This is a genomic window from Flavobacterium sedimenticola (genome assembly GCF_030053345.1).
Taxonomy (GTDB): Bacteria; Bacteroidota; Bacteroidia; order Flavobacteriales; family Flavobacteriaceae; genus Flavobacterium; species Flavobacterium sedimenticola.
Genome location: NZ_JASGBP010000008.1, coordinates 104,109 through 126,400, shown reverse-complemented (window position 1 = coordinate 126,400; position 22,292 = coordinate 104,109). Strand labels below are relative to the sequence as shown.

Below are 22,292 nucleotides of genomic sequence, written 5' to 3'. Positions count from 1 at the left end.
GTTCCCGCTCCGTTTAAGGTAACCGTTTGATTCGCTCCGCCGTTGATGTTATACGTTACCGTAGCATTCGGAGTACCGGTCAAGGTAAAGGTAGCACTGCTGTTCGAACAAATCGTCGTCGGACTTACCGACGCACTCGCCGTTGGTAATGGCAACACCGTTAAAGTAACACTGCTGGTTTGCGGATTCACACAACTCGGAGTCCCTGCACTGGCGACACTAACAATATTCAATGTCGTATTGGCCGTGTAAGTACCACTAATGGTTGCCGTTCCCGCTCCGTTTAAGGTAACCGTTTGATTCGCTCCGCCGTTGATGTTATACGTTACCGTAGCATTCGGAGTACCGGTCAAGGTAAAGGTAGCACTGCTGTTCGAACAAATCGTCGTCGGACTCACCGACACACTCGCCGTTGGTAATGGCAGTATGGTTATGGTAACCGTTGAAGTGTCAGGAGCACACAAGGCAGAAGTTACCGTATAAGTGAAAATATAAGGACTGCCCGTTAAAGTCATAGAAGAAACGTCAAGAGTTCCCTGAGAACCGTTGGTCGTGGAGATAGGTCCAGACCATGTGCCGGTGTTATCGGGAGAACCTCCTAACAAATTAAACAAGTCAAATGGCACAGTTGAGGCGACTTGGTCTACGCAAATGGATTGGTTCCCATCAGAACCCGCATCATTAGGCTCATAAATATTAACCAAAACTTCAAGTCTGTCACTGCTTTCACAGGGCGGATCAACGGTCGTGGCATAATAAAACTGCCCATTTACCAATGGTGTAGAAGGATCCAGAGGAATTCCAAAAGCAGACGTTAAATACCAATTATTATTTCCGGAAGCCACTAAATCGGCTACTGTTGGAGCGTTACCGGGAACATTACAAAATTCTTGGACGGGATTGCCCGTAGGAGCCGGCACTAATCCAACATTAACAAAAACTGAAAGTCTTGACGTTTGACATCCGGTATCCGGATTCGTTTGACTTATGTAATAGATGGTATTATCTGTTAAAATAGTTGAACCGGATATGGGTGTTCCTCCTGTGGGCACCGTATACCACTGAAGACCTGTTCCGTTTATAACAAATTGGGGATTGGATGGCGTAGCCTGACTCAAACTCGTCACACAAACACCTTGGAAATTAGCTCCGGTCGGTGCAGAGTAAATAGTAACCGTTACACTTTGTCGAACACCACAATTCCCGGTATTATCATCAACAAAATAATCTTCACCGTTCACTAAGACCGAGGAGCTGTTGAGTTGAGTTGTAGAAGTAGCTGTCGCAAACCATTTTATACCACCTCCATTGTCAACCGCCTGCAAACTAGCTATTGTAGGTGACTGCGAATCACAAAAAGACTGATTCGGATTAGTAATCGTAGGACATTGAGAATAAGCAACACTGTTAAACATTAACAGCGAAAACACTAAAACACAATAAAAAAAGTAATTTTTGGTGAGAGTAGTTATTCTCATAAGCAGTTTAATTTAAAATAACTCAAATTCGTCGAACCACTCCTCCAATCATTTCAAATTCAACACTAATTCTGCAGTATTCGACGAAATAAAATTATCACTACTATATTACTTATAATTTTAAAGACAAAAATTAGGTTATCAAAATGTTATAAACAAAATAATAAACATTATTAACATTTTTTAAACAATTTAAAAAACGATTAAACCATTGTTTTACAATGCAATACTAATTTTAATTTTAAAAAAGCCAAGTTATCAATAAGTTTAATTAATATTGAGAAATAAAAAAATGTTAATAAGTTTATGCATTGCAACAAACCTATTAACATTAGAAAATTGTGATTATGACAACTAAAAGAGGGAAGCCGTCAAACTCGATTTAACCCGCTCAAATTCTGCTATAATTTCACTTATAATATCCTCAACCGACTTGATTTCATGAATCAAACCGGCTATCTGCCCTATTTCGAGCTCACCTTCAATTAAATCCCCTTCAAACATTCCTCTTTTAGCTCTGGCTCTTCCCAAAAGTGTTTTAAGCTCTTCTTGAGAGGGACACTTGGCATACAAAGCTTGTAAATCTTCATAAAACTTATTCTTTATCAGCCGCACCGGAGCCAACTCTTTTAATGTTAACTGTGTATCGCCCTCCTTTACCTTGATAATGGTATTTTTGAAATTTTCATGAGCGGAACTTTCTATGGAAGCTGCAAAACGCGACCCCATTTGGACACCATCAGCTCCTAAAACCATAGCCGCCAACATTCCTCTTCCGGTGGCGATGCCTCCTGCAGCAATCAACGGAATGGTTATTTGCTCTCTAACCATAGGAATTAACGTTAAGGTGGTTGTCTCTTCTCTCCCATTATGCCCTCCGGCCTCAAATCCTTCTGCTACTACAGCATCTACTCCGGCTTCCTGAGCTTTTAAAGCAAACTTAGAGCTGCTCACCACATGAACTACGGTTATACCGTGTCGCTTCAAATAATCGGTCCATGTTTTGGGATTTCCGGCAGAGGTAAACACAATCTTTACGCCCTCTTCAATAATAATTTGAATAATCTCTTCCATATTAGGATACAACATCGGAACATTGACCCCAAAAGGCTTGTTGGTAGCTGCCTTGCATTTTCTGATATGTTCTCTCAAAACATCGGGATACATAGAGCCGGCTCCAATTAAACCTAATCCTCCTGCATTACTGACAGCACTGGCGAGTTTGTATCCGCTGTTCCAAATCATTCCGCCTTGGACGATGGGATATTTAATATTAAAAAGTTGGGTGATTTTATTCATGTAAAATACAAAGTCCTGTGAAAATTTTAATTTTTGATTAGCTTTCCTGATTGTACCAAAGAATTACTTCTGATCTTATAAAAATAAATTCCTGAAGCCAGATTTTCGATACTTATGGCCTCATTTGAATTTGCTTCACTTTCCAAAACCAATTGTCCTAAACCATTGTACAGCGAAAGTGTAGCGCTGTCAAATCCGTTTGGCATCGAAACTGCAACACTTTGGACTGCAGGATTGGGAAAAAGCGCAAATCGTTGCTTTTGATTTTGATTTACGGATAACAAAGCCATATCGAGCGCCGACTGAAAATCGGGAATCCCATACCCGAAAAGAGCCGTGGGATTATTGAATCTATCCGCCGACTGTTTGACAAAATTGACAACATCCTGATTGGTAGCCCATGGCACCGCTTGCCAAAAACTGGCTACTGCACCCGCCATAATAGGTCCGGAAAAAGATGTTCCGCTGGCGACTCCGATTACTCCGTTAGTCCCCGAAACAACTGCGCTTTGGCCTTGTGCCATTACATCGGGCTTGACTCTGCCGTCAAAAGAAGGCCCTATGGAACTGAATGTAGCATAGGTTTCATCAAACTTTACCGCCCCAACCGTCAAATTGGTTAGTGCATCAGCGGGAACTGCAATATGCGGATTAGCACCGGCACCGGAATTTCCCGCACTGGTCACACAAATCATACCTCGACTGAAAGCAATATCGGCGCCTCTGGAAATGAATGAAGTAGTCCCGTTCATGTCTTCATAAGTATAGCTATAGTTTGGATTATCGTAATCAAAATAACCCAAGGAAGTATTGATAATATCCACTCCCAAACTATCGGCCATCTCGGCCGCTTCGACCCAATAACTCTCTTCTACCGGATTTTCAGAATAGATATCTTCGGTGATGAACAAATAATATTGTGCATCGGGAGCGGTTCCTACCAATTGGTTGGCAACATAGCCCCCCATAGTGGAAAGCACCATAGTACCGTGAGAGTTTCGAGTATAAAAATTAGTACTTCTGTCCACAAAATTATAACCTCCTAAAATTTGGTTGTTATCCCGTATTCTTTGAAAAGGCGCAATGACATCAACACTTGGGAAACCGGCATCCATAACGGCTATGATTTTACCTGTACCGGTAAAGTCTTGTTGATGCAAAAGATGCGCATTGAGCATCTGGATTTGATTCCCCGAATTTCCGTAAGCAAACGTAATGTTAGTATCCAGCGTTTTATTGACATTGCCAACTGCATTACTTCGATTAGCATTTGCGTTTCTGCCCTGAACATTTAAACTGTTGTCGGCATACTGAATGTGATCCACAAAAGTCAGGTTGGTTAAATTATTGATATCCGACAAATCCCCTCTGACATGAACCGCATTAAACCATTTGGATTTAGCTTTCAACTCAATTCCGGGTGAAGCCGCCACTTCATCAACGTAGGGCTGGTGAATCGGCACGTCTTTAGTGTCGAGAGCAATATTTTGATTGGCTCTTCTGTCGAGGGCTCTTTGCGAAAGCATTTCAAGCGGGTTGTCGAGGTAGTATTGTGCATTTGGTTTATCCGTAAAATAAACCCATGCATCTTCTTGGGAATAGCCCCAAAAACCTATAAAAAGACAGCAATATAGTAGTAGTTGTTTCATAGCGCTTTACATTTGTAAAGTGCTAATTTATGAAATTACTCCCGAACCAACTAATTCATCACCGATATTCCAAGCCACAAACTGACCTTCCGTAATGGCCGATTGCGGTTCATCGAAAGACACATACAATCCGCTTTGAAACTGATACAACGTTGCTTTTTGCAGCGCTTGACGGTAACGAATACGAGCCATTACTTCCATAGTTTCACCGTCTTTGAGTTTTAAATCCTCTCGAATCCAATGAATCTCGGAAGGCTGAACACGCAATGTTTTTTTGAATAATCCCGGATGATTGGCACCTTGACCGGTATAAATGGCATTGGCTTTCACATCGGTAGCGATAATGAAAAGTGCTTCTTTGGTACCCCCAACATTCAAGCCTTTTCGTTGACCTATGGTAAAATAGTGTGCGCCTTGGTGTTTTCCCACCACTTTTCCGTCTTCCGGGGTATAGGAAATTCCGTTGGACTCATACGTTAATTGTTCTTCTAAAGAATGAAAAACCGGCGCTTCTTTGCGGTAAATTTCGCTATCGGCAGCCACTTCGTAAATGAACCCTTCTTTGGGCCGCAATTGCTGTTGTAAAAACTCAGGCAAACGAACCTTTCCGATAAAACACAACCCTTGGGAATCTCTTTTTTCGGCCGTTACCAAATCCAATTCGGCGGCAATTTCACGAACTTGTGGCTTGGTTAACTCCCCAATGGGAAATAATGCCTTGGCCAGTTGTTCTTGTGACAATTGGCAGAGAAAATAGGACTGGTCTTTGTTGCCGTCGACACCGGAAAGCAATTGGTATATCTCTTTTCCGTCTTTGTGAATGGTTCCTTTTCGGCAATAATGTCCGGTCGCCACAAAATCGGCACCCAAACTCAAAGCAATTTTCATGAAAACATCAAATTTGATTTCACGATTGCACAATACATCAGGATTTGGCGTACGTCCTTGTTCGTATTCGTTGAACATGTAATCCACGATTTTTTCTTTGTATTGTTCGCTCAAATCAACCGTTTGGAAAGGAATTCCTAATTTTTGAGCCACTAACAAGGCATCATTACTATCTTCCAACCAAGGACATTCGTTCGAAATAGTTACTGAATCGTCGTGCCAATTCTTCATAAAAAGACCAATGACTTCATAGCCTTGTTCTTTTAATAAATAAGCTGCAACACTCGAATCGACACCACCGGAAAGTCCAACAACAACACGTTTCATTTGATTGTAAAAATTTAACCTTGTTTCCTTTACCCACATTAAGTTTGGGTGTGCAAAGTTACCGCAATTTCCGCAAAATTCACTAATGCAGTATCAGTTAAATTAATGCTCCGGTAAGTAAAAATTATTTAGCGACCGATTTTCCTTTTGAGTTCTTCGTCGAGATTCGAATTTGGTTTTTCTTCATCTTTAACTTCGACTTTGACATCAGACTGCTTCGGCATAATAGGCTTTTTGAAATTCTTGCCTTGCTTGTCCATATTGACTTCAATCAAATTGCCTTTACTGTTGAGCTGCTTCCACTTCCCAACTTTTTTACCGTTTTTGTAAAGTCCCTGACTAACAATTTGATTGGTAGCATTTCGATAGGTAGCCATGCCCTCATTTAAGCCGTTTTTAAAGTAGCTCTCTTCCAATACCACACCATTCTCGGCATAGCTTTTATAAGCTCCTTCTTTGATTCCGTTTTTATAAGTCGTCTCTTCGGCTAATACACCGCTTCTGTAAAACACTTTTCTAACACCATTCAATTTACCGTTGGTGTAATATTCGAGCGTCATTACGATAGGCGAATCTTCATGATAGTATTTCCATTCTCCTTCGAAAAGTTTGTTGACCACTTTTCCTTCGCTCACCTTATTATTTTTTTGATTGTAAAAAATGGTGTAGCAAGAATTGTCGTTGGCACTAAAATCACGGGTAGCAATGACGGTTCCGGCTTTCGTGTCATCAAAAAATTTAAAAACCCCAACTTCTTTACCGTGTTCAAACGTTCCTTCGTAACGGGGTCTTTTTGATTCTTCGTAAAAACCTTTCCAAAGGCCATGTTTTTTCCCGTTTTCATCCAACTTATTAAAATCCTGACTCAAAGCAGAGAGCGTACAAAAGAAAAGTACAAAAACATATTTCATAAATTATTTATTTGAGTTTTTTACAAAAAGGCAAAGGTATACCTAATTAACGCAAAATACTATTTTTTAGTATGGCAACACTAAACAAAAACCAAACCAATTTTGTTTAACCAAAAAGCGTTTCAAATTTTAAAAAAGAACCGAAAATACTGATTATATATCACTTACAGGAAAAAAGAATACTTAAACAAAACTGTTAAATAAATGATAATTTATCGTTTTGTTTAATTTTTTTTAATTTTTGTTAAACAAAATATCTTAATTTAGCCAAAATCTTAAACAAAAAAAATACCATGAAAAAACTAACGAAACTTTTAAGCGTAGCCGTTTTGGCTTTTACCCTATTCTCTTGCAGCGATGATGAGAAAAAAGAAAGAACTATTGCAGAAGTGGCACAAAGAAGTCCAAACCTTAGTATCTTAGTCGAGGCTTTAGTAAAAACAGGATTAGCAGAAACTTTTGACAGTCCGGGCGCCTATACCGTATTTGCTCCTACGAATGACAAATTTGAAGCGTTTTTAGCAGCAAACGGATTTGCATCTTTAGATGATGTCCCTGTAGATGTACTCACCGAGGTTCTTAAAAATCATGTTATAGCAGGTGAATTTTACAGCGATGACATCAGTACCGGTTATGTAAAAACCTTAGCTGTAGGCGGGGCTTCCAACAGTAACACTTTGAGCATGTACATCAATGTAACTAATGACGGCGTTATCATTAACGGCGGAAGTGCCAATGGTGGCGGAACTGTAACTGCTTATGACATCAAGGCTTCCAATGGGGTTATCCATGTGGTTGACGGTGTTTTAGGGCTACCTACTGTAGTAAATCACGCTATAGCCAACCCGTCTTTCAGTACATTGGTAGCGGCATTAACTTTTAACCCGTCTTCAGGATTTGCAAGTACTTTATCCGGAACTGCAAGTTCTCCGTTTACCGTTTTTGCACCTACCAATGACGCGTTTGGAGCCTTCTTGGCGGAAACAGGATTTTCCGGTTTAGGTGCTATTCCGGCTAACGTATTAGAGTCGACTTTAAAATACCACGTGGTGACCGGAGCCAATGTATTGTCGACTTCATTAACTAACGGACAAAGTGTAAGTACTTTTGCCGGACAGAACTTCACTATAAACATCAGCGGCACCAGTGCTTCGATTACCGACGCTAACAACAGAGTAAGCGGCATTATTGCTACCGATGTACAGTGCAGCAATGGTGTTATACATGTGATTAACAAAGTATTATTACCAAGCTTGAATTAATAAATTGCTAGAAAAAGAAAAAGCGCAGTACAAGTACTGCGCTTTTTTTGTACCAACTTATTACAGTTCTCATTATCACAATAAATAGACATCTCAAGACATGTAACGAAACCAAAAAGCGCTGTTTAATTAGTTTAAACAGCGTTTTTTACTATGCTAATTTTAGAAACTATTTCTTCTTGCCTTGTAATTTTTTCTGTTCCTCAGCCTGCTCCATCATCTCACGCATTTTTCTTTGGAACTTACTTTCGGTTTTAGGCTTGGATTTGTTTTCTTGAATTTGAGCATGAATCTTATCACTATCAATAAAATATTTTTTAATCACCAACATGATTCCGATAGTAATTAAGTTGGATATAAAGTTATACAAACTCAATCCCGAACCATAGTTATTGAAGAACAACAACATCATAATCGGAGACAAATAAATCATAATTTTCATGATTTTACCCATATCCGGCATACCGTCTTGCGGCGGTTGTGCCATCACCTGATCACCGGATGTCATTTTCATGTAGAAGAAAATAGCAATAGACGCCAAAATGGGGAACAAACTGATATGATCGCCATATACCGGAATATGGAAAGGCAACTTCACAATTTCGTCAAAAGACGATAAGTCATCGGCCCACAGGAATCCTTTTTGTCGCAATTCGATAGCTGACGGGAAGAACTGGAAGGAAGCATACATAAACGGAATTTGAATCAACGCCGGAATACAACCCGCCATCGGATTCACCCCGGCCTTATTGTACAAACTCATGGTTTCCTGTTGCTTTTTCATCGGATCTTTTTTGAACTTCTCACCGATTTCCATAATCTCCGGACGCAATACTTTCATTTTGGCTTGCGATAAGAACGATTTAAAAGTAATCGGCGACATCGCAATTTTGATTAAAATTGTAAAGATGATGATGGCGATACCCAATCCCATAAAAGAACTCAACAAACCAAATAACGGCACAAAGATAAACTTGTTTATCCATCCGAAAATACCCCATCCTAACGGAATAATTTCGTCTAAGTTGCGGTCGTATTTATCTAAAATTCGGTAATCGGCCGGACCGTAATACCAATTCATTTTATAATCCAACTCGCCGTTGGTAAAAGCCAAAGCCGATGCGGTTTTAAAATCTTTAGTAAAAGTCGTATCTACTTTTTCATCATTCACCAAATCGTGCGACTTCATCTTGGCCGATTCCAAGGGCTTTTGGGTTAAAAGAATAGAAGTAAAAAAGTGTTGTTTGTATGCAATATAGGTTACTTTCTCGGCTGTTTCTTCTTTGTCTTTTCCTTGGCCTACATAATCGTCTTTTCCGTCTTCATATTCAAATACAATTTCAGCATACCGATTCTCATACGAGATACTTTTTTCGTTGCGATACGTTTTTAAATCCCATTGAAAATCCACGGGTTTTGAAGTATTCAAGACTGTTTTCAAACCTTGAGAACGAATATCAAAATCGAGCATGTAGTCATTAGGCTTTAAGACATATTGATATTCCAAATAACTGTTGGCACTCGACTTTAATTTCATGGAAAGTACCTGATTGCCGTCGACTTTGGTCAGTGTTGGCTCAAAAAACAAGTCTTTTGTATTTAAAATACGATTATCCTTAGTTTGCAATTGCAAATTAAAATAGGCATTGTTGTTTTTGATTAACTCCACCAATTCTTTGGAGTTTTTGTCAAATTTTTTGTAGTTTTTAAGCGTAGCTTCGGCGATGTAGCCTCCTTTGTTGGCAATGGTCAGCTTGATGAGTTCGTTTTCGAGAACCGTAACATTTTCTTGGGCAGAAGGCAGGGTAGCCGAGTAGGCAAAACTTCCCAAGACACCTTCTAATTTTTGAATTTTAACCGAATCGGCTACAGCAGTATCTGTGATGGTTTTTGCCACTTCTTTAGTGGTTTCCTTTTTGGCTTTTTGCTGTGCCGCTTGTTCTGTTTTGGCTTTAGCTTGGTCTTTTAGCTCTTGTTCTCTGTTATTGTACATCATCCACAAGATAATGACAAAGATTAAAGCAAAACCGATAATCGAATTAAAATCAAATTTTTTATTTTCCATTGTATGTGTAATTACGCTCCAACCCATCCGGTTGAGCCAAATGCATTATTTTTTATGTTTTACCATTGCGGCCACAAAGCTAACAAAAATAGGATGCGGATTAGCAACAGTACTCTTATATTCGGGATGGTATTGCACCCCAATGAAAAACGGATGGTTTTTCAACTCTACAATTTCTACCAAACCGGTATCGGGATTGATTCCCGAAGCGACTAAACCGGCGGTCTCCAACTGTTTACGATAGTCATTGTTGTATTCGTAACGATGACGATGCCGTTCTTCGATTTGATTTTTCCCATAGATGGCATGCGCTAAACTTCCCTCGGCAAGCGTGCACTTCCAAGACCCTAAACGCATTGTTCCGCCTTTATCGGTTATGGTTTTTTGCGCTTCCATCAAGGCAATAACCGGATGTTGCGTTTCCTCATTCATCTCGGTAGAATTAGCGTCTTTCAATCCTAAAACAGTTCTCGAATACTCGATTACCGCCATTTGCATTCCCAAACAAATCCCGAAGAACGGAATGTTGTTTTCACGGGCATAGCGAACGGTTTCGATTTTGCCTTCAATCCCTCTGCCACCAAAACCGGGTGCTACTAAAATTCCGTCCAATCCCTGCAACTGTTCTGCCGCATTAGTTTCATCTATATATTCCGAATGAATACTAATGACATTTACCTTGGTTTGATTGGCCGCTCCGGCGTGGATAAACGCTTCTAAAATTGATTTATAGGAGTCTTGCAACTCTACGTATTTTCCAACCAAACCTACATTGACGGTTTGTTTCGGATGTTTCAAACGATGTAAAAACGTATTCCAATTTTTTAAATCGGGAGCCGCTTTTTTGGGTAAGTTTAATTTCTTTAAAGCAACTATATCCAATCCTTCTTCCAGCATTAAATTCGGCACTTCATAGATGGTAGAAGCATCAATAGATTGGATAACCGCTTCGCGTTTTACATTACAGAACAAAGCCAATTTTTGACGCAATTCATCGGACAATTCGTGCTCGGTTCGGCACACCAAAATATCGGCCTGGATTCCGCTTTCCATTAAAGTTTTGACTGAGTGTTGTGTGGGTTTTGTTTTCAATTCACCGGCAGCAGCCAAATACGGAATTAAAGTTAAATGCACCACTATGCTGTTGCTTTCTCCCAATTCCCATACTAATTGTCGAACCGATTCGATATACGGTAACGACTCAATATCGCCGACCGTCCCGCCGATTTCGGTAATCACTATATCGTAGTCGCCGGTTTTCCCCAACAACTGCATGCGGTCTTTAATCTCGTTTGTAATATGCGGCACTACCTGAACCGTCTTTCCTAAAAACTCACCTCTTCGCTCCTTTTCAATGACCGAAAGATAAACCCTTCCGGTCGTTACGTTGTTGGCTTGTGAAGTCGGCACATTCAGGAAGCGTTCATAATGACCCAAATCCAAATCGGTTTCCGCTCCGTCATCGGTTACAAAACATTCCCCATGCTCGTAGGGATTCAATGTTCCCGGATCGACATTGATATACGGGTCAAATTTTTGAATAGTCGTTCGGTAGCCTCTGGCCTGAAGTAGTTTGGCCAAAGAAGCGGCGATGATTCCTTTTCCCAAAGAAGAAGTCACACCGCCGGTAACAAAAATGTATTTTGTTTGTGTTTGATTCATTGCAAGTAAGTTGTTGTGTTGTTGTTGTAAAAAACGAGGCAAAAGTACTGATTTAATTTGAAGATTTGAAAATTTGAAGATTTGAAAATTATTTTTTCTGTAGATTAGAAGCGACTAATGCATCTTCAACTTTTCAAACGAATTCATTTTCAAATTTACTTTGGAAATTGCTTTTTGATATTGCGGATGAGCGGCTCTAAACCATTTAACTTGAGCTCTTGCACCAGCTTGAGTTGCTCGCCTAAGGCACCTTTAGGAAATCCTTTTTGAGCATACCAAACCAAGTAGTACTCGGGTAAATCAATAAGATAATACCCTTCGTATTTGCCGAAAGGCATCTTGCTATGAGCGAGTTTGATGAGGAGTTTTTGTTGGTCGTTCAAAATTACTTCCAATTAAACACGATTTCACGTTTAATATCCGGATGCAAACTGTAATGCACAGGACACGTTAAGGCGGTTCTTTCCAAGATCGTTTTGGTTTTATCATCAGCCGAAATACTCATATGAAAAGTCACATGAATTTCTGAAATCCTTCGGGGTTCGGCAGCCATGACTTTAGTAACTTCGGCCGTCGAACCGGAAAAGTCGACCCCTAAATCGCGCGCTTTAATTCCCATAACGGTAAACATACACGATGCCAAACCATTCGCTACAGTATCGGTTGGTGAAAATGCTTCTCCTTTTCCGTTGTTGTCCAGAGGCGCATCCGAGATAATTACACTTCCCGATTGAAGGTGTTCAGAAGACGTTCTTAAATCTCCTAAATAAGTTACTTTAGAGGTAGGCATTATTGGGCTTCTTTTATGGTTAAATCGATATCGTAATTCAATATGTAAATTCCGTTATTGGAATAGCCATACGTGGCGTTCTGAACATAATCAAATTTGTTTTCGATTTGTTCGGAAGCATCCGTTTGAATGGTTTCCTCGAATGTCTTTTCTTGAGACAAACGGAGCAAGGTATCAAAAGTCACATCAAAACCTCGGATGGCATATTGATTCGGAATAATTTTGTTGAGTTTTTTGTATTTGACATCAAACTGATTGGCTTCTTCCGTATCATTCGGTCGGGACAAGGAAGGATACAACAATTTCAATTTGGTTAATCGCGTCAACGAAATCTCCTCGAAATCCAAAGTCTCGTTTGGCTCCATAATCACCAATTGCAATGCATAATCCTTTTGCGCCGCTAACATGGCATTGGTTGCTGCTAAAATCATTCCGGTGCTTTCGGAAGCCAATACCACATAATTCATCTTATCTTTCTGAAGATGGATACGCAAACTGTCGGCCACAAAAGTACCTTTGGCGCTTAAACCTACGATTTTGGTTTCGCTTTGCATTTCTTGCAAGTACTGTTTTACACTGCCTTTTTTGGCGTCGACAACCGCTACAATATTACCGCCTTTAGTTTTCATAAATTGAAAAATGGCACTTCGCATCTGATCCACAGAAGGCATCGATTGGTATAAGTTCGTGTACTTCTTCCCTAACTCTTTTGACAAAGGAGAAATTACCGGTGTTTTGTTGGGTTCTAATAATTCGGCTAACCGCTCAACATTTGCTTGGTAAAACGGTCCGATTACGGCGTCTTTCACAGCTAAATTATTTTGTTGCACCAAAGTTGCCACGCTGGAGGTATTTTTGGTTTCCTGTGAATCCAAAATGGTAATATCTACATTAAGTCCCAACACTCTGGCCGAATCAATAGCCATCAAAGCCCCCGAATAGAAATCGAGAGTCATGTTGAGAAACTTATCTTTTTTCAACCGGGCTTGAGTTGAATTTACTGTATCACTCTCAATCTTACTGATATTAAAGGGTAAAAGTAATGCGAGTTGTTTCCTCGCATTAGTATTAATCTTTTTCAGTAAATTACCTTGCTCCTTTTTGGGGACATTGGCTTTCTCAATCATCGGTACCCTGAGAATCATACCCAATTTAACGCCTTTCTTGAGTTCGGGGTTTAACTGAATCAATTCCGATTCCGAGATACCAAAATCATTGGCGATACTTTGTATGGTTTCTTTGGGTTTAACCACATATTCCTGAAGGTATTTTTTGCCCGAAGACGGATTTACATCTTTCGGCTTTTCAGTAATCGGATTCGCAGAAACCACCGGTTTCACCGTAGCAGCAGCCGGTGCATTACCCGAAACCACCAACTTCATCCCTATGGGAAAATCATTGACTATCCCGGGATTGAGACGTTCCAATTCCTGAATGGTCATCCCGTACTTCTTAGAAACACCGTATTTGGTTTCCTTCGGTTCTATGATATGATACGCGACATTTCCTCTCTGAGCCTCTTCTTTGACTTCGGTACTAACCACCGGTTTAGGGGTTTCTTTCACTACTTCTTTTTGAACGACAGCAGACGGAGTGACAGCGCCGGAACCGGAAGGAATTTTTATGGTTTGCCCGATTTTCAAACCGTCTTTCAACAATTCGGCGTTGGCTTCTTTCAAGGCATCAACCGACACACCATATTGTCTGGAAATACTATACAATGTTTCTTTAGCGACTACCAAATGAGTCGTTGGGTTTTGAGATGGTTTGGGTTGTGTTTGGGCGGCAACAGCCGGCTTTGCCTCGGCAGCCGATGGCGGAATTAACAAAACACTATTCAACTGAAGTCCGTTTTGGGAATCCGGATTAAGCTTGTAAATATCAAATGGAGTAACCTTGTATTTCTGGGCTATCAGAGTGATTGTTTCTCCTTTGGCCACGGTATGCTTGAGGTATTTGTCTTGTTTCGCCGAAGAAGATACTACGGTTCCCAAAACAAAAAGCAGTGAGAAAATAATTCGGTTTTTCATAAACATGCGATTTATTCGACGTATAAAGGTAGCAAAACTTTTGAATTGCCACCTTTTAAACGCTTTTTTTCATTAACTATTTAGTGTTAACAAAAACTATTCCCATTCTATAGTGGCGGGTGGTTTTGAGCTGATGTCATACACGACTCTGTTCACCCCTTTCACTTTATTAATAATTTCATTGGAGATTTTCATCAAGAAGTCATACGGCAAATGCACCCAATCGGCGGTCATTCCATCGGTAGATTCTACAGCTCTAAGTGCAACTACTTTTTCATAAGTACGCTCATCACCCATAACCCCGACACTGTTTACCGGCAACAAAATGGCTCCGGCTTGCCAAACTTTATCATATAAGCCATGTGCTTTTAATCCTTCTATAAAAACAAAATCCACCTCTTGCAGAATTCTTACCTTCTCCGGCGTGATATCCCCCAAAATGCGAATGGATAAGCCCGGGCCCGGGAAAGGATGTCGGCCTAAAAGTTCCGGATCAATCCCTAAGGTTTTACCCACCCGTCGTACTTCATCTTTAAAAAGCATGCGCAAAGGTTCTACAATTTGCAATTTCATAAAATCGGGTAAGCCGCCTACATTGTGATGTGACTTGATGGTCGCACTAGGTCCTTTCACCGAGACCGATTCGATGACATCGGGATAAATGGTTCCTTGCGCCAACCATTTAACATCTTCTATACGATGGGCTTCATCATCAAACACTTCTATAAATACCCGACCAATAGTTTTGCGTTTTTGTTCAGGATCTTCAATACCAGCCAAAGCACTTAAAAAACGCTCTGAAGCATCTACGCCTTTCACATTCAAGCCCATGTCTTTGTATTGATGCAAAACATTTTCAAACTCGTTTTTGCGCAGCAGCCCGTTGTTAACGAAAATACAATACAGGTTTTTACCGATAGCCTTGTTTAACAAAACGGCTGCCACGGTCGAATCAACACCACCCGACAAGCCCAGAACCACTCTGTCGTTCTTCACTTTTTCTTTCAATTCCTTGACACAATCCTCCACGAAAGCATTAGGAGTGAAGTTTTGCGGTACTTCGGCTATTTTGACTAGAAAATTTTCTAAGATTTGCTTCCCGTCGGTAGAATGATATACTTCGGGATGAAATTGAATGGCATAGGTTTTTTCACCTTCAATACGATACGCTGCATTCGCCACGTCTTTGGTACTGGCCAATAAAACACCGTTGGTGGGTAATTGTTTGATGGTATCACTGTGACTCATCCAAACCTGACTGTTCAATGCGACCTCCTCAAAAAAAGGCTCATCATCTTTAATGAAGGACAAATTGGCTCGGCCATACTCGCGTATGTTACTCGGAGCCACTTCGCCGCCGTTGAAATGAGCCAAATATTGGGCGCCATAACAAACCGCCAACAACGGCATTTTGCCTCGAATTTGAGATAAATCAGGATGAGGAGCATCTTCAGCTCTTACAGAATAAGGACTACCGGATAGGATAACCGCTTTGTAGGTCGATAAATCATCGGGAACATGATGAAAAGGGAAAATTTCACAAAAGATGTTTAATTCCCTTACGCGGCGTGCAATCAGTTGGGTGTATTGCGAGCCGAAATCTAAAATAAGTACGTTGTGTTGCATGTGCAAAAGTACTATTCTCGATTGAAAATAAAAACAGTAAAAGAAGATTCTTAGCAAGAAACTTCTTTTACTGCTATCGGAAAGTTTAAAACTATTCTTTTACTATTTTTTTGGTGATTTCTTCATTGTCAGAACGCACTTTTAAAACGTAAATTCCATTGGAGTACGCAGCCACATCAATTGACGTTTGCGTTTGTTCTACTGATTTGGAAACCAATAACCTGCCTTGCATATCGTAAAGCGACACCAATTTCATCACAGTGTTGGCGCTAATAGTGAGTTCGTTTTTGGCCGGATTGGGGTAGTATTTAAAATCTAATACCGTGAAATTTTCGGTTCCCAAAGTAGTATTTTGTCCCTGAAGATACAGCGAAACGGGAATATAACCTTGTTGTCCCACAAAAACGGCATCGGGTACCGAGATAACAAACGAATGATCTCCTGCCGCCAGGTTTCCTAAACTAATTTGACGAATAGGAATGACCGAACCGGGACACCAATTACTAAAAGATTGCCATTGTGCCGGTGTTCTCGGAGTAGAACCGTAAATCCCGTTGGGTTGGGTATTGTAAATCCGATACGGCTCACAGGTAGGTTCTCCCGGGCGATAGGATAAAACCTGATTGCCGTCGAAAGAGATATAATGCCATCTTCGGTTGTATTCCTCTCCACCTGAGTTGGCACCATGATTGGAAGTGATTAAGTAAAAGGAAGCATTGTTGATGGCTGACGGCACATTGAAATTAATGGTTCGTACTGTAGTGCCGATAGCATCCGAAGCACCGGCCGCATAGTTGTTCAGATCTTTTTTAAAGTTTAACGGCAATACAAAAGTATCATTGGGAACCGTAGTAACATCATTGGTGGCGAATTCTAATGTCCCGAAAAAAACATCATTTCGCCCCGCACATCCGGCCACCTGAGTGTTGGCAGCATACGGCACTCCGAAAACCTCTAATTCTATCCAAAAATCGTAGACGGAATTCAGATAACTATCCTTTAAAATCTTGGCCACGTTATCCACCGAAAAGGTATACGGAACCGAACTGGGTTCAATATTTTTATTCATAAACGGTGTGATGAATCGGCCCAACTCTATGCGATTAGTAGTGTTGGGATTGTATATCTCAGCTCCTTTGGGCACTAACGCCAAATTCACATTTCCGATACGGTCATAATTATCACAAGCCGCCGATATCAATACATTAAGCGTCAGTGTGCTGCCTATTTGATCCAATACCTCTTGCGTGAGTTTTTTGGTAAACAAATCATTTCGCAATCGAATGACATCGGGTTCTGTAGGTTCATTTACCAACGCAGCGTAACCATCATAAAACAGTACGTTGTCGTAAATCAGTATGGTCGTAGTTTGTGCTTTAGCGGTAAGCCATAATCCTAAAAAGGAAAGAATCAAAAAATAGTGTTTTCTCATTATGAAGTAGTGTGTTGTTATGTGTGTAAAAATAGTAAAAGTTCGCTTACCTTATCCTTCAATTTTCTGGAAATCAACAAAAAACACCCGACAGGTTAAAACCTATCGGGTGTCAACAGCATCCTTATCGGAATGAAATTACTTTTGTTTAAACGCTTTTACGCCCGGAAAATAAGCCGTGTTGGCTAATTCTTCCTCAATACGCAACAACTGGTTGTATTTGGCCATACGGTCGGAACGCGATGCCGAACCGGTTTTGATTTGACCACAGTTTAATGCCACGGCTAAATCGGCTATCGTATTGTCTTCGGTTTCTCCGGAGCGGTGTGACATCACGGAAGTGTAACCGGCATTGTGCGCCATATTTACGGCAGCGATGGTTTCAGTCAACGTTCCGATTTGGTTTACTTTTACCAAGATAGAATTGGCAATACCTTTTTCAATTCCGGTAGCCAAACGTTGCACATTGGTTACAAATAAATCGTCGCCTACTAATTGTACTTTATCGCCTATCAATTCGGTTAAATATTTCCAACCTTCCCAGTCGTCTTCATACATCCCGTCTTCGATAGAAATAATTGGATAATTTGCCGCCAAAGAAGCCAAATATTCGGCTTGTTCTTTGGAAGTTCTTACTTTTCCGGTAGCGCCTTCGAATTTGGTGTAATCGTATTTTCCGTCTACATAAAATTCAGATGCGGCACAGTCTAAAGCAATCATTACTTCGTCGCCAAATTTATAGCCTGCATTTTCCACTGCTTTTTTAATGGTATCCAAAGCATCTTCCGTTCCGCCGGCTAAGTTAGGCGCGAAACCACCTTCATCCCCTACGGCTGTCGACAAATGTCGGTCGTGTAATACTTTTTTCAGGTTGTGGAAAATCTCCGTTCCCATTTGCATGGCGTGGGTAAAAGTTGATGCTTTTACCGGCATAATCATAAACTCTTGAAACGCAATCGGGGCATCGGAGTGCGAACCACCGTTGATAATATTCATCATCGGTACCGGCAAGGTATTGGCAGAAACACCGCCAACGTAACGGTATAACGGCAAACCTAACTCATTTGCAGCGGCTTTGGCTACAGCCAAAGAAACGCCTAAAATGGCATTGGCTCCTAAATTGGATTTATTGGCAGTTCCGTCTAAATCAATCATCAATTGGTCGATGTGGTTTTGCTCAAAAACCGAAACACCCATTAATTCCGGAGCAATTTTAGTATTCACATTCTCCACCGCTTTCAAAACTCCTTTCCCCATGTAGGCTTTGCCTCCATCTCGCAACTCCACGGCTTCATGTTCTCCTGTGGAAGCGCCACTAGGTACTGCAGCACGACCCAAAACGCCGTTTTCGGTTACTACATCTACTTCAATAGTTGGATTTCCTCTGGAGTCCAGGATTTGTCTTGCGTGTACTTTGATAATAATACTCATATTGTATACTATTAGATTTTGTTGTTAGTTTTTACATTTATCACAAATATATTCCATCTTTTTTTAGGAATTTGACAATTCAGCCGAATGTTATTAACGCAAACGATTTAGTATTGTCACTTTTATCAGACTGAGCTCCGCCTGTACTGAGCGTAGACGAAGTATCAAGTCTTGGAGCGAATGGTTCGGGTATTTTTGTTGTCCCTATTCCCGCTTTTCGTTTCCCTCTTTTGTTTTGTCCTTCGACTCCCGAAGCCTCGGGACAGGATGACAAAACAAAAGGATGTCCACTACAATCGGGGCTAGTGAGGCAAGCTTAAACCGTTTGTAAGCTTTTGGCTTTTTGAATATTGGCTACAAACTCATCGAACAAATATTCGGCATCGTGTGGTCCGGGACTGGCTTCCGGATGGTATTGCACCGAGAAACACGATTTCGATTTCATGCGCATGCCGGCCACCGTATTGTCGTTGATGTGATAGTGCGTGATTTCTAAATCAGGATGTTTTTCTAATTCTTCACGGTTTACGGCAAAGCCGTGGTTTTGCGAGGTGATTTCCCCTTTACCCGTTAGGATATTCATTACCGGATGGTTGATGCCGCGGTGACCATTGAACATTTTGTATGTCGACACCCCGTTGGCCAAGCCGATAATTTGGTGACCGAGACAAATCCCGAAAACCGGCCTGTCCGACGCAATCATTTGTTTGGCGGTTTCGATGACCTCGGTCAGCGGTTCCGGATCGCCGGGTCCGTTAGACAAGAAATAACCATCGGGATTGAAGGCTTTTAAATCTTCAAACGGCGTGTTGTACGGAAACACTTTAATGTAGCAGTCGCGTTTGGCCAAGTTGCGCAAGATGTTTCTTTTGATTCCTAAATCCAAAGCGGCTATTTTATAAGTGGCCGTTTCATCTCCGAAAAAATACGGTTCGGTTACCGATACTTTGGAGGCCAACTCTAAGCCTTTCATATCGGGCACTTTCGCCAACAACGTTTTTAATTCTTCAATCGGCGTTCCGTCGGTGCAGATGACGGCGTTTTGGGCACCATTGTCACGGATGTAGCTTACCAAAGCACGGGTATCTACATCGGATAGGCAAATTAAGTTTTGTTTTTCGAAATAGTCGTAAAGGTTGCTTTCCGAATCGGGACGCGAATGGGTAAAACTGAAATTTTTACACACCAAACCGGCAATCATGATGTTGTCGGCTTCGACTTCGTTGGCATTAACACCATAATTCCCGATGTGTGGGTTGGTGGCGACCATGATTTGGCCGAAATAAGACGGATCGGTAAAGATTTCCTGGTAGCCGGTCATTCCGGTGTTGAAACAAACTTCGCCAAAGGTTTTTCCGGAGATTCCGATGGATTTACCGTAAAAAATAGTACCGTCGGCGAGTAGTAGTAAGGCTTGTGGTCTTGTTGTGTATTTCATATTGTAAGTTGTGTGTTGTAAGTTGTGTGTTATGTGTTATGTTGCAGGTTTCGAGTTGCGGGTTTCGGGTTGTTAGTTTGATTTGTTAGTGACAAAATTAATTTATTGAACACTCATATTAAAATGGAATTATTAAAGTTTATAAACATTCCCTTAGATTCCCTTTTAGCCCCGATGGACGCATCTACCGTGTAGTGCAAACAGCGGGAAAATGGTATGCTGATAAATCCCGAGCCGTTCGCTTCTAGACTTCTGCTCTGTTCCAAACAGTACAAAAAAAAAGGATAAACAAAACTGTTTATCCTTTATATTTAAGAGTGGGCTACCATTAGGCTTGCTCTTCTTTAGATTCTTCGTCGGTCGCCGGAGCTTCCGGAGCTTCTTCTGCAGGTGCTTCCGCTACCGGAGTTTCCTCAACAACCGGAGTTTCTACTACTTCTGCAACCGGAGTCTCCTCTACTGCGTCTTCTACTACCGGCGCCGGCGCTTCTGCTTTAGGTGCAGCCGCTACAGGAGCTGAAGTAGTCGATTTTTTAGCACGACGGGTTCTTCCTTTTTTCTCTTCTTTTTTACCTCCGTTGTATAGTTCGTTGAAATCAACCAACTCGATCATACACATATCAGCGTTATCTCCCAAACGGTTTCCTAACTTGATAATACGGGTGTATCCTCCCGGACGGTCACCTACTTTCGCAGCAACTTCTCTGAACAATTCGGTTACAGCATACTTGTTTCTGATGTAAGCGAAAACGATACGTCTGTTGTGTGTAGTATCTTCTTTTGACTTTGTTACTAAAGGCTCAACGAATTGTTTAAGCGCTTTAGCTTTAGCAACTGTGGTGATAATACGTTTGTGCTCGATAAGAGAACAAGCCATATTGGCCAACATAGACTTTCTGTGTCCGGTTTGTCTGCTTAAGTGATTTACTTTTTTTCCGTGTCTCATGACGTACTTTTTTTAACCTTCATCTTGCTACGATCCGCTTTGGAGAGCAAAATATGAAGTAATTTATTCTTTATCTAGTTTATATTTGCTCAAGTCCATTCCGAAAGTCAGGTTTTTATTAGCCACCAACTCGTCTAGTTCGGTTAGTGATTTTTTACCGAAATTACGGAACTTCATTAAGTCGTTTTTGTTGAAAGATACAAGATCTCCGAGTGTGTCAACTTCGGCTGCTTTCAAACAGTTTAAGGCTCTTACTGACAAGTCCATATCGACCAATTTGGTTTTCAACAGTTGTCTCATGTGTAATGATTCTTCGTCGTAAGATTCTGTTTGAGCGATTTCGTCAGCCTCTAGTGTTATTCTCTCATCGGAGAACAACATGAAGTGGTGAATTAAAACTTTAGCAGCTTCAGTTAAAGCATCTTTCGGGTTGATAGAACCGTCAGTTTTGATTTCGAAAACTAATTTTTCGTAATCGGTTTTTTGCTCTACACGGAAGTTCTCGATAGCGTATTTTACATTTTTTACCGGAGTAAAGATAGAGTCTGTAAAAATGGTACCGATAGCTGCGTTTTGTTTTTTGTTCTCTTCTGCAGGAACGTAACCACGACCTTTCTCGATGGTTAATTCCATGTTCAGATTCACTTTACTGTCTAAGTTGCAGATGACCAATTCCGGGTTTAACACCTGGAAACCGGAGATGAATTTTTGAAAATCACCGGCGGTAATTTGGTCTTTTCCGGAGATGGAGATGGATACTGTTTCATTATCTACATCTTCAATTTGACGTTTGAAACGTACTTGTTTTAGATTTAGGATAATTTCAGTCACATCCTCAACTACACCGGAAATGGTAGAAAACTCATGCTCTACACCTTCGATACGAACCGAAGTGATGGCATAACCTTCTAACGCAGAAAGTAAAACTCTTCTTAGTGCATTACCAACGGTCAATCCGTATCCCGGTTCTAAAGGTCTGAATTCAAACTTACCTTCAAAATCGGTGGAATCGATCATGATAACTTTATCGGGCTTCTGAAAATTAAATATTGCCATAA

The 22,292-nt window shown here is 40.9% G+C and carries 16 protein-coding genes and 1 pseudogene; 1 reads left to right on the top strand and 16 read right to left on the bottom strand.

The features are described from left to right. From QHT84_RS11815 to QHT84_RS11795, 5 genes are all read right to left on the bottom strand, one after another. Nucleotides 1–1,478, bottom strand: a 1,478-nt coding sequence (locus QHT84_RS11815; RefSeq protein ID WP_283239767.1) for an Ig-like domain-containing protein, incomplete at its 3' end; no start/stop codon positions are given. Nucleotides 1,479–1,832: 354 nt separating this feature from the next. Beyond that, nucleotides 1,833–2,777 (bottom strand): NAD(P)H-dependent flavin oxidoreductase, encoded by a 945-nt coding sequence (locus QHT84_RS11810; RefSeq protein WP_283239766.1) that lies wholly within the window; start codon nucleotides 2,775–2,777, stop codon nucleotides 1,833–1,835. A 26-nt stretch (nucleotides 2,778–2,803) separates the two neighbouring features. Further along, entirely contained in the window at nucleotides 2,804–4,426 is a 1,623-nt protein-coding gene (locus QHT84_RS11805; protein WP_283239765.1) for a S8 family serine peptidase, read from the bottom strand. Nucleotides 4,427–4,453: 27 nt separating this feature from the next. Beyond that, complete coding sequence (gene mnmA / locus QHT84_RS11800) at nucleotides 4,454–5,641, bottom strand: tRNA 2-thiouridine(34) synthase MnmA (protein ID WP_283239764.1); 1,188 nt, start codon at nucleotides 5,639–5,641, stop codon at nucleotides 4,454–4,456. Nucleotides 5,642–5,769: 128 nt separating this feature from the next. Further along, nucleotides 5,770–6,552, bottom strand: a complete 783-nt coding sequence (locus QHT84_RS11795) for a toxin-antitoxin system YwqK family antitoxin (RefSeq protein ID WP_283239763.1) — start codon at nucleotides 6,550–6,552, stop codon at nucleotides 5,770–5,772. Between the two features lie 293 nt (nucleotides 6,553–6,845). On the opposite strand from QHT84_RS11795, the gene QHT84_RS11790 reads away from it, so the two are divergent. Beyond that, nucleotides 6,846–7,814, top strand: a complete 969-nt coding sequence (locus tag QHT84_RS11790; RefSeq protein WP_283239762.1) for a fasciclin domain-containing protein — start codon at nucleotides 6,846–6,848, stop codon at nucleotides 7,812–7,814. 169 nt (nucleotides 7,815–7,983) lie between these two features. Here QHT84_RS11790 and yidC read toward each other — a convergent pair whose 3' ends face one another. The 11 genes and pseudogenes from yidC to QHT84_RS11735 all read right to left on the bottom strand — a co-directional run bounded on the left by yidC (nucleotide 7,984) and on the right by QHT84_RS11735 (nucleotide 22,290). Continuing rightward, nucleotides 7,984–9,879: a membrane protein insertase YidC gene (gene yidC, locus QHT84_RS11785; protein WP_283239761.1), complete on the bottom strand. Its 1,896-nt coding sequence runs from the start codon at nucleotides 9,877–9,879 to the stop codon at nucleotides 7,984–7,986. 45 nt (nucleotides 9,880–9,924) lie between these two features. Beyond that, the gene (locus QHT84_RS11780; RefSeq protein WP_283239760.1) at nucleotides 9,925–11,541 is read right to left on the bottom strand and encodes a CTP synthase; all 1,617 of its coding nucleotides are present in this window, start codon (nucleotides 11,539–11,541) and stop codon (nucleotides 9,925–9,927) included. 155 nt (nucleotides 11,542–11,696) lie between these two features. Then, a complete protein-coding gene (locus QHT84_RS11775) occupies nucleotides 11,697–11,924 on the bottom strand; it encodes a DUF3820 family protein (protein WP_283239769.1) in 228 nt (75 codons plus the stop codon). 2 nt (nucleotides 11,925–11,926) lie between these two features. After that, complete coding sequence (locus QHT84_RS11770) at nucleotides 11,927–12,331, bottom strand: OsmC family protein (protein WP_283239759.1); 405 nt, start codon at nucleotides 12,329–12,331, stop codon at nucleotides 11,927–11,929. Further along, nucleotides 12,331–14,361, bottom strand: coding sequence for a LysM peptidoglycan-binding domain-containing protein (locus QHT84_RS11765; RefSeq protein ID WP_283239758.1), 2,031 nt, complete (start codon nucleotides 14,359–14,361; stop codon nucleotides 12,331–12,333). Before QHT84_RS11765 ends, QHT84_RS11770 begins: the two co-directional genes overlap by 1 nt. A gap of 96 nt (nucleotides 14,362–14,457) precedes the next feature. After that, entirely contained in the window at nucleotides 14,458–15,987 is a 1,530-nt protein-coding gene (gene guaA / locus QHT84_RS11760; RefSeq protein WP_283239757.1) for a glutamine-hydrolyzing GMP synthase, read from the bottom strand. 91 nt (nucleotides 15,988–16,078) lie between these two features. Further along, on the bottom strand, nucleotides 16,079–17,419 hold the full coding sequence (locus QHT84_RS11755; protein WP_283239756.1) for a peptide-N-glycosidase F-related protein: 1,341 nt from the start codon (nucleotides 17,417–17,419) through the stop codon (nucleotides 16,079–16,081). A 138-nt stretch (nucleotides 17,420–17,557) separates the two neighbouring features. After that, on the bottom strand, nucleotides 17,558–18,850 hold the full coding sequence (gene eno, locus QHT84_RS11750) for a phosphopyruvate hydratase (RefSeq protein ID WP_283239755.1): 1,293 nt from the start codon (nucleotides 18,848–18,850) through the stop codon (nucleotides 17,558–17,560). Between the two features lie 316 nt (nucleotides 18,851–19,166). After that, nucleotides 19,167–20,288 carry a glutamine-hydrolyzing carbamoyl-phosphate synthase small subunit gene (gene carA, locus QHT84_RS11745; RefSeq protein ID WP_283239754.1) on the bottom strand — a complete coding sequence of 374 codons (1,122 nt, stop codon included), beginning with the start codon at nucleotides 20,286–20,288 and terminating at the stop codon, nucleotides 19,167–19,169. Nucleotides 20,289–20,772: 484 nt separating this feature from the next. After that, nucleotides 20,773–21,234, bottom strand: a pseudogene (gene rplQ, locus QHT84_RS11740) (50S ribosomal protein L17); the annotation flags it as partial. Nucleotides 21,235–21,297: 63 nt separating this feature from the next. Next, nucleotides 21,298–22,290: a DNA-directed RNA polymerase subunit alpha gene (locus QHT84_RS11735; protein WP_131476276.1), complete on the bottom strand. Its 993-nt coding sequence runs from the start codon at nucleotides 22,288–22,290 to the stop codon at nucleotides 21,298–21,300. Between the last annotated feature and the right edge of the window lie 2 nt (nucleotides 22,291–22,292).

What these genes read in the sequence shown, in the direction of transcription:
- QHT84_RS11810 (WP_283239766.1), bottom strand. Translation starts at nt 2,777, where the DNA reads ATGAATAAAATCACCCAACTTTTTAATATTAAATATCCCATCGTCCAA.
- QHT84_RS11805 (WP_283239765.1), bottom strand. Translation starts at nt 4,426, where the DNA reads ATGAAACAACTACTACTATATTGCTGTCTTTTTATAGGTTTTTGGGGC.
- mnmA (WP_283239764.1), bottom strand. Translation starts at nt 5,641, where the DNA reads ATGAAACGTGTTGTTGTTGGACTTTCCGGTGGTGTCGATTCGAGTGTT.
- QHT84_RS11795 (WP_283239763.1), bottom strand. Translation starts at nt 6,552, where the DNA reads ATGAAATATGTTTTTGTACTTTTCTTTTGTACGCTCTCTGCTTTGAGT.
- QHT84_RS11790 (WP_283239762.1), top strand. Translation starts at nt 6,846, where the DNA reads ATGAAAAAACTAACGAAACTTTTAAGCGTAGCCGTTTTGGCTTTTACC.
- yidC (WP_283239761.1), bottom strand. Translation starts at nt 9,879, where the DNA reads ATGGAAAATAAAAAATTTGATTTTAATTCGATTATCGGTTTTGCTTTA.
- QHT84_RS11780 (WP_283239760.1), bottom strand. Translation starts at nt 11,541, where the DNA reads ATGAATCAAACACAAACAAAATACATTTTTGTTACCGGCGGTGTGACT.
- QHT84_RS11770 (WP_283239759.1), bottom strand. Translation starts at nt 12,331, where the DNA reads ATGCCTACCTCTAAAGTAACTTATTTAGGAGATTTAAGAACGTCTTCT.
- QHT84_RS11765 (WP_283239758.1), bottom strand. Translation starts at nt 14,361, where the DNA reads ATGAAAAACCGAATTATTTTCTCACTGCTTTTTGTTTTGGGAACCGTA.
- guaA (WP_283239757.1), bottom strand. Translation starts at nt 15,987, where the DNA reads ATGCAACACAACGTACTTATTTTAGATTTCGGCTCGCAATACACCCAA.
- QHT84_RS11755 (WP_283239756.1), bottom strand. Translation starts at nt 17,419, where the DNA reads ATGAGAAAACACTATTTTTTGATTCTTTCCTTTTTAGGATTATGGCTT.
- eno (WP_283239755.1), bottom strand. Translation starts at nt 18,850, where the DNA reads ATGAGTATTATTATCAAAGTACACGCAAGACAAATCCTGGACTCCAGA.
- carA (WP_283239754.1), bottom strand. Translation starts at nt 20,288, where the DNA reads ATGAAATACACAACAAGACCACAAGCCTTACTACTACTCGCCGACGGT.
- QHT84_RS11735 (WP_131476276.1), bottom strand. Translation starts at nt 22,290, where the DNA reads ATGGCAATATTTAATTTTCAGAAGCCCGATAAAGTTATCATGATCGAT.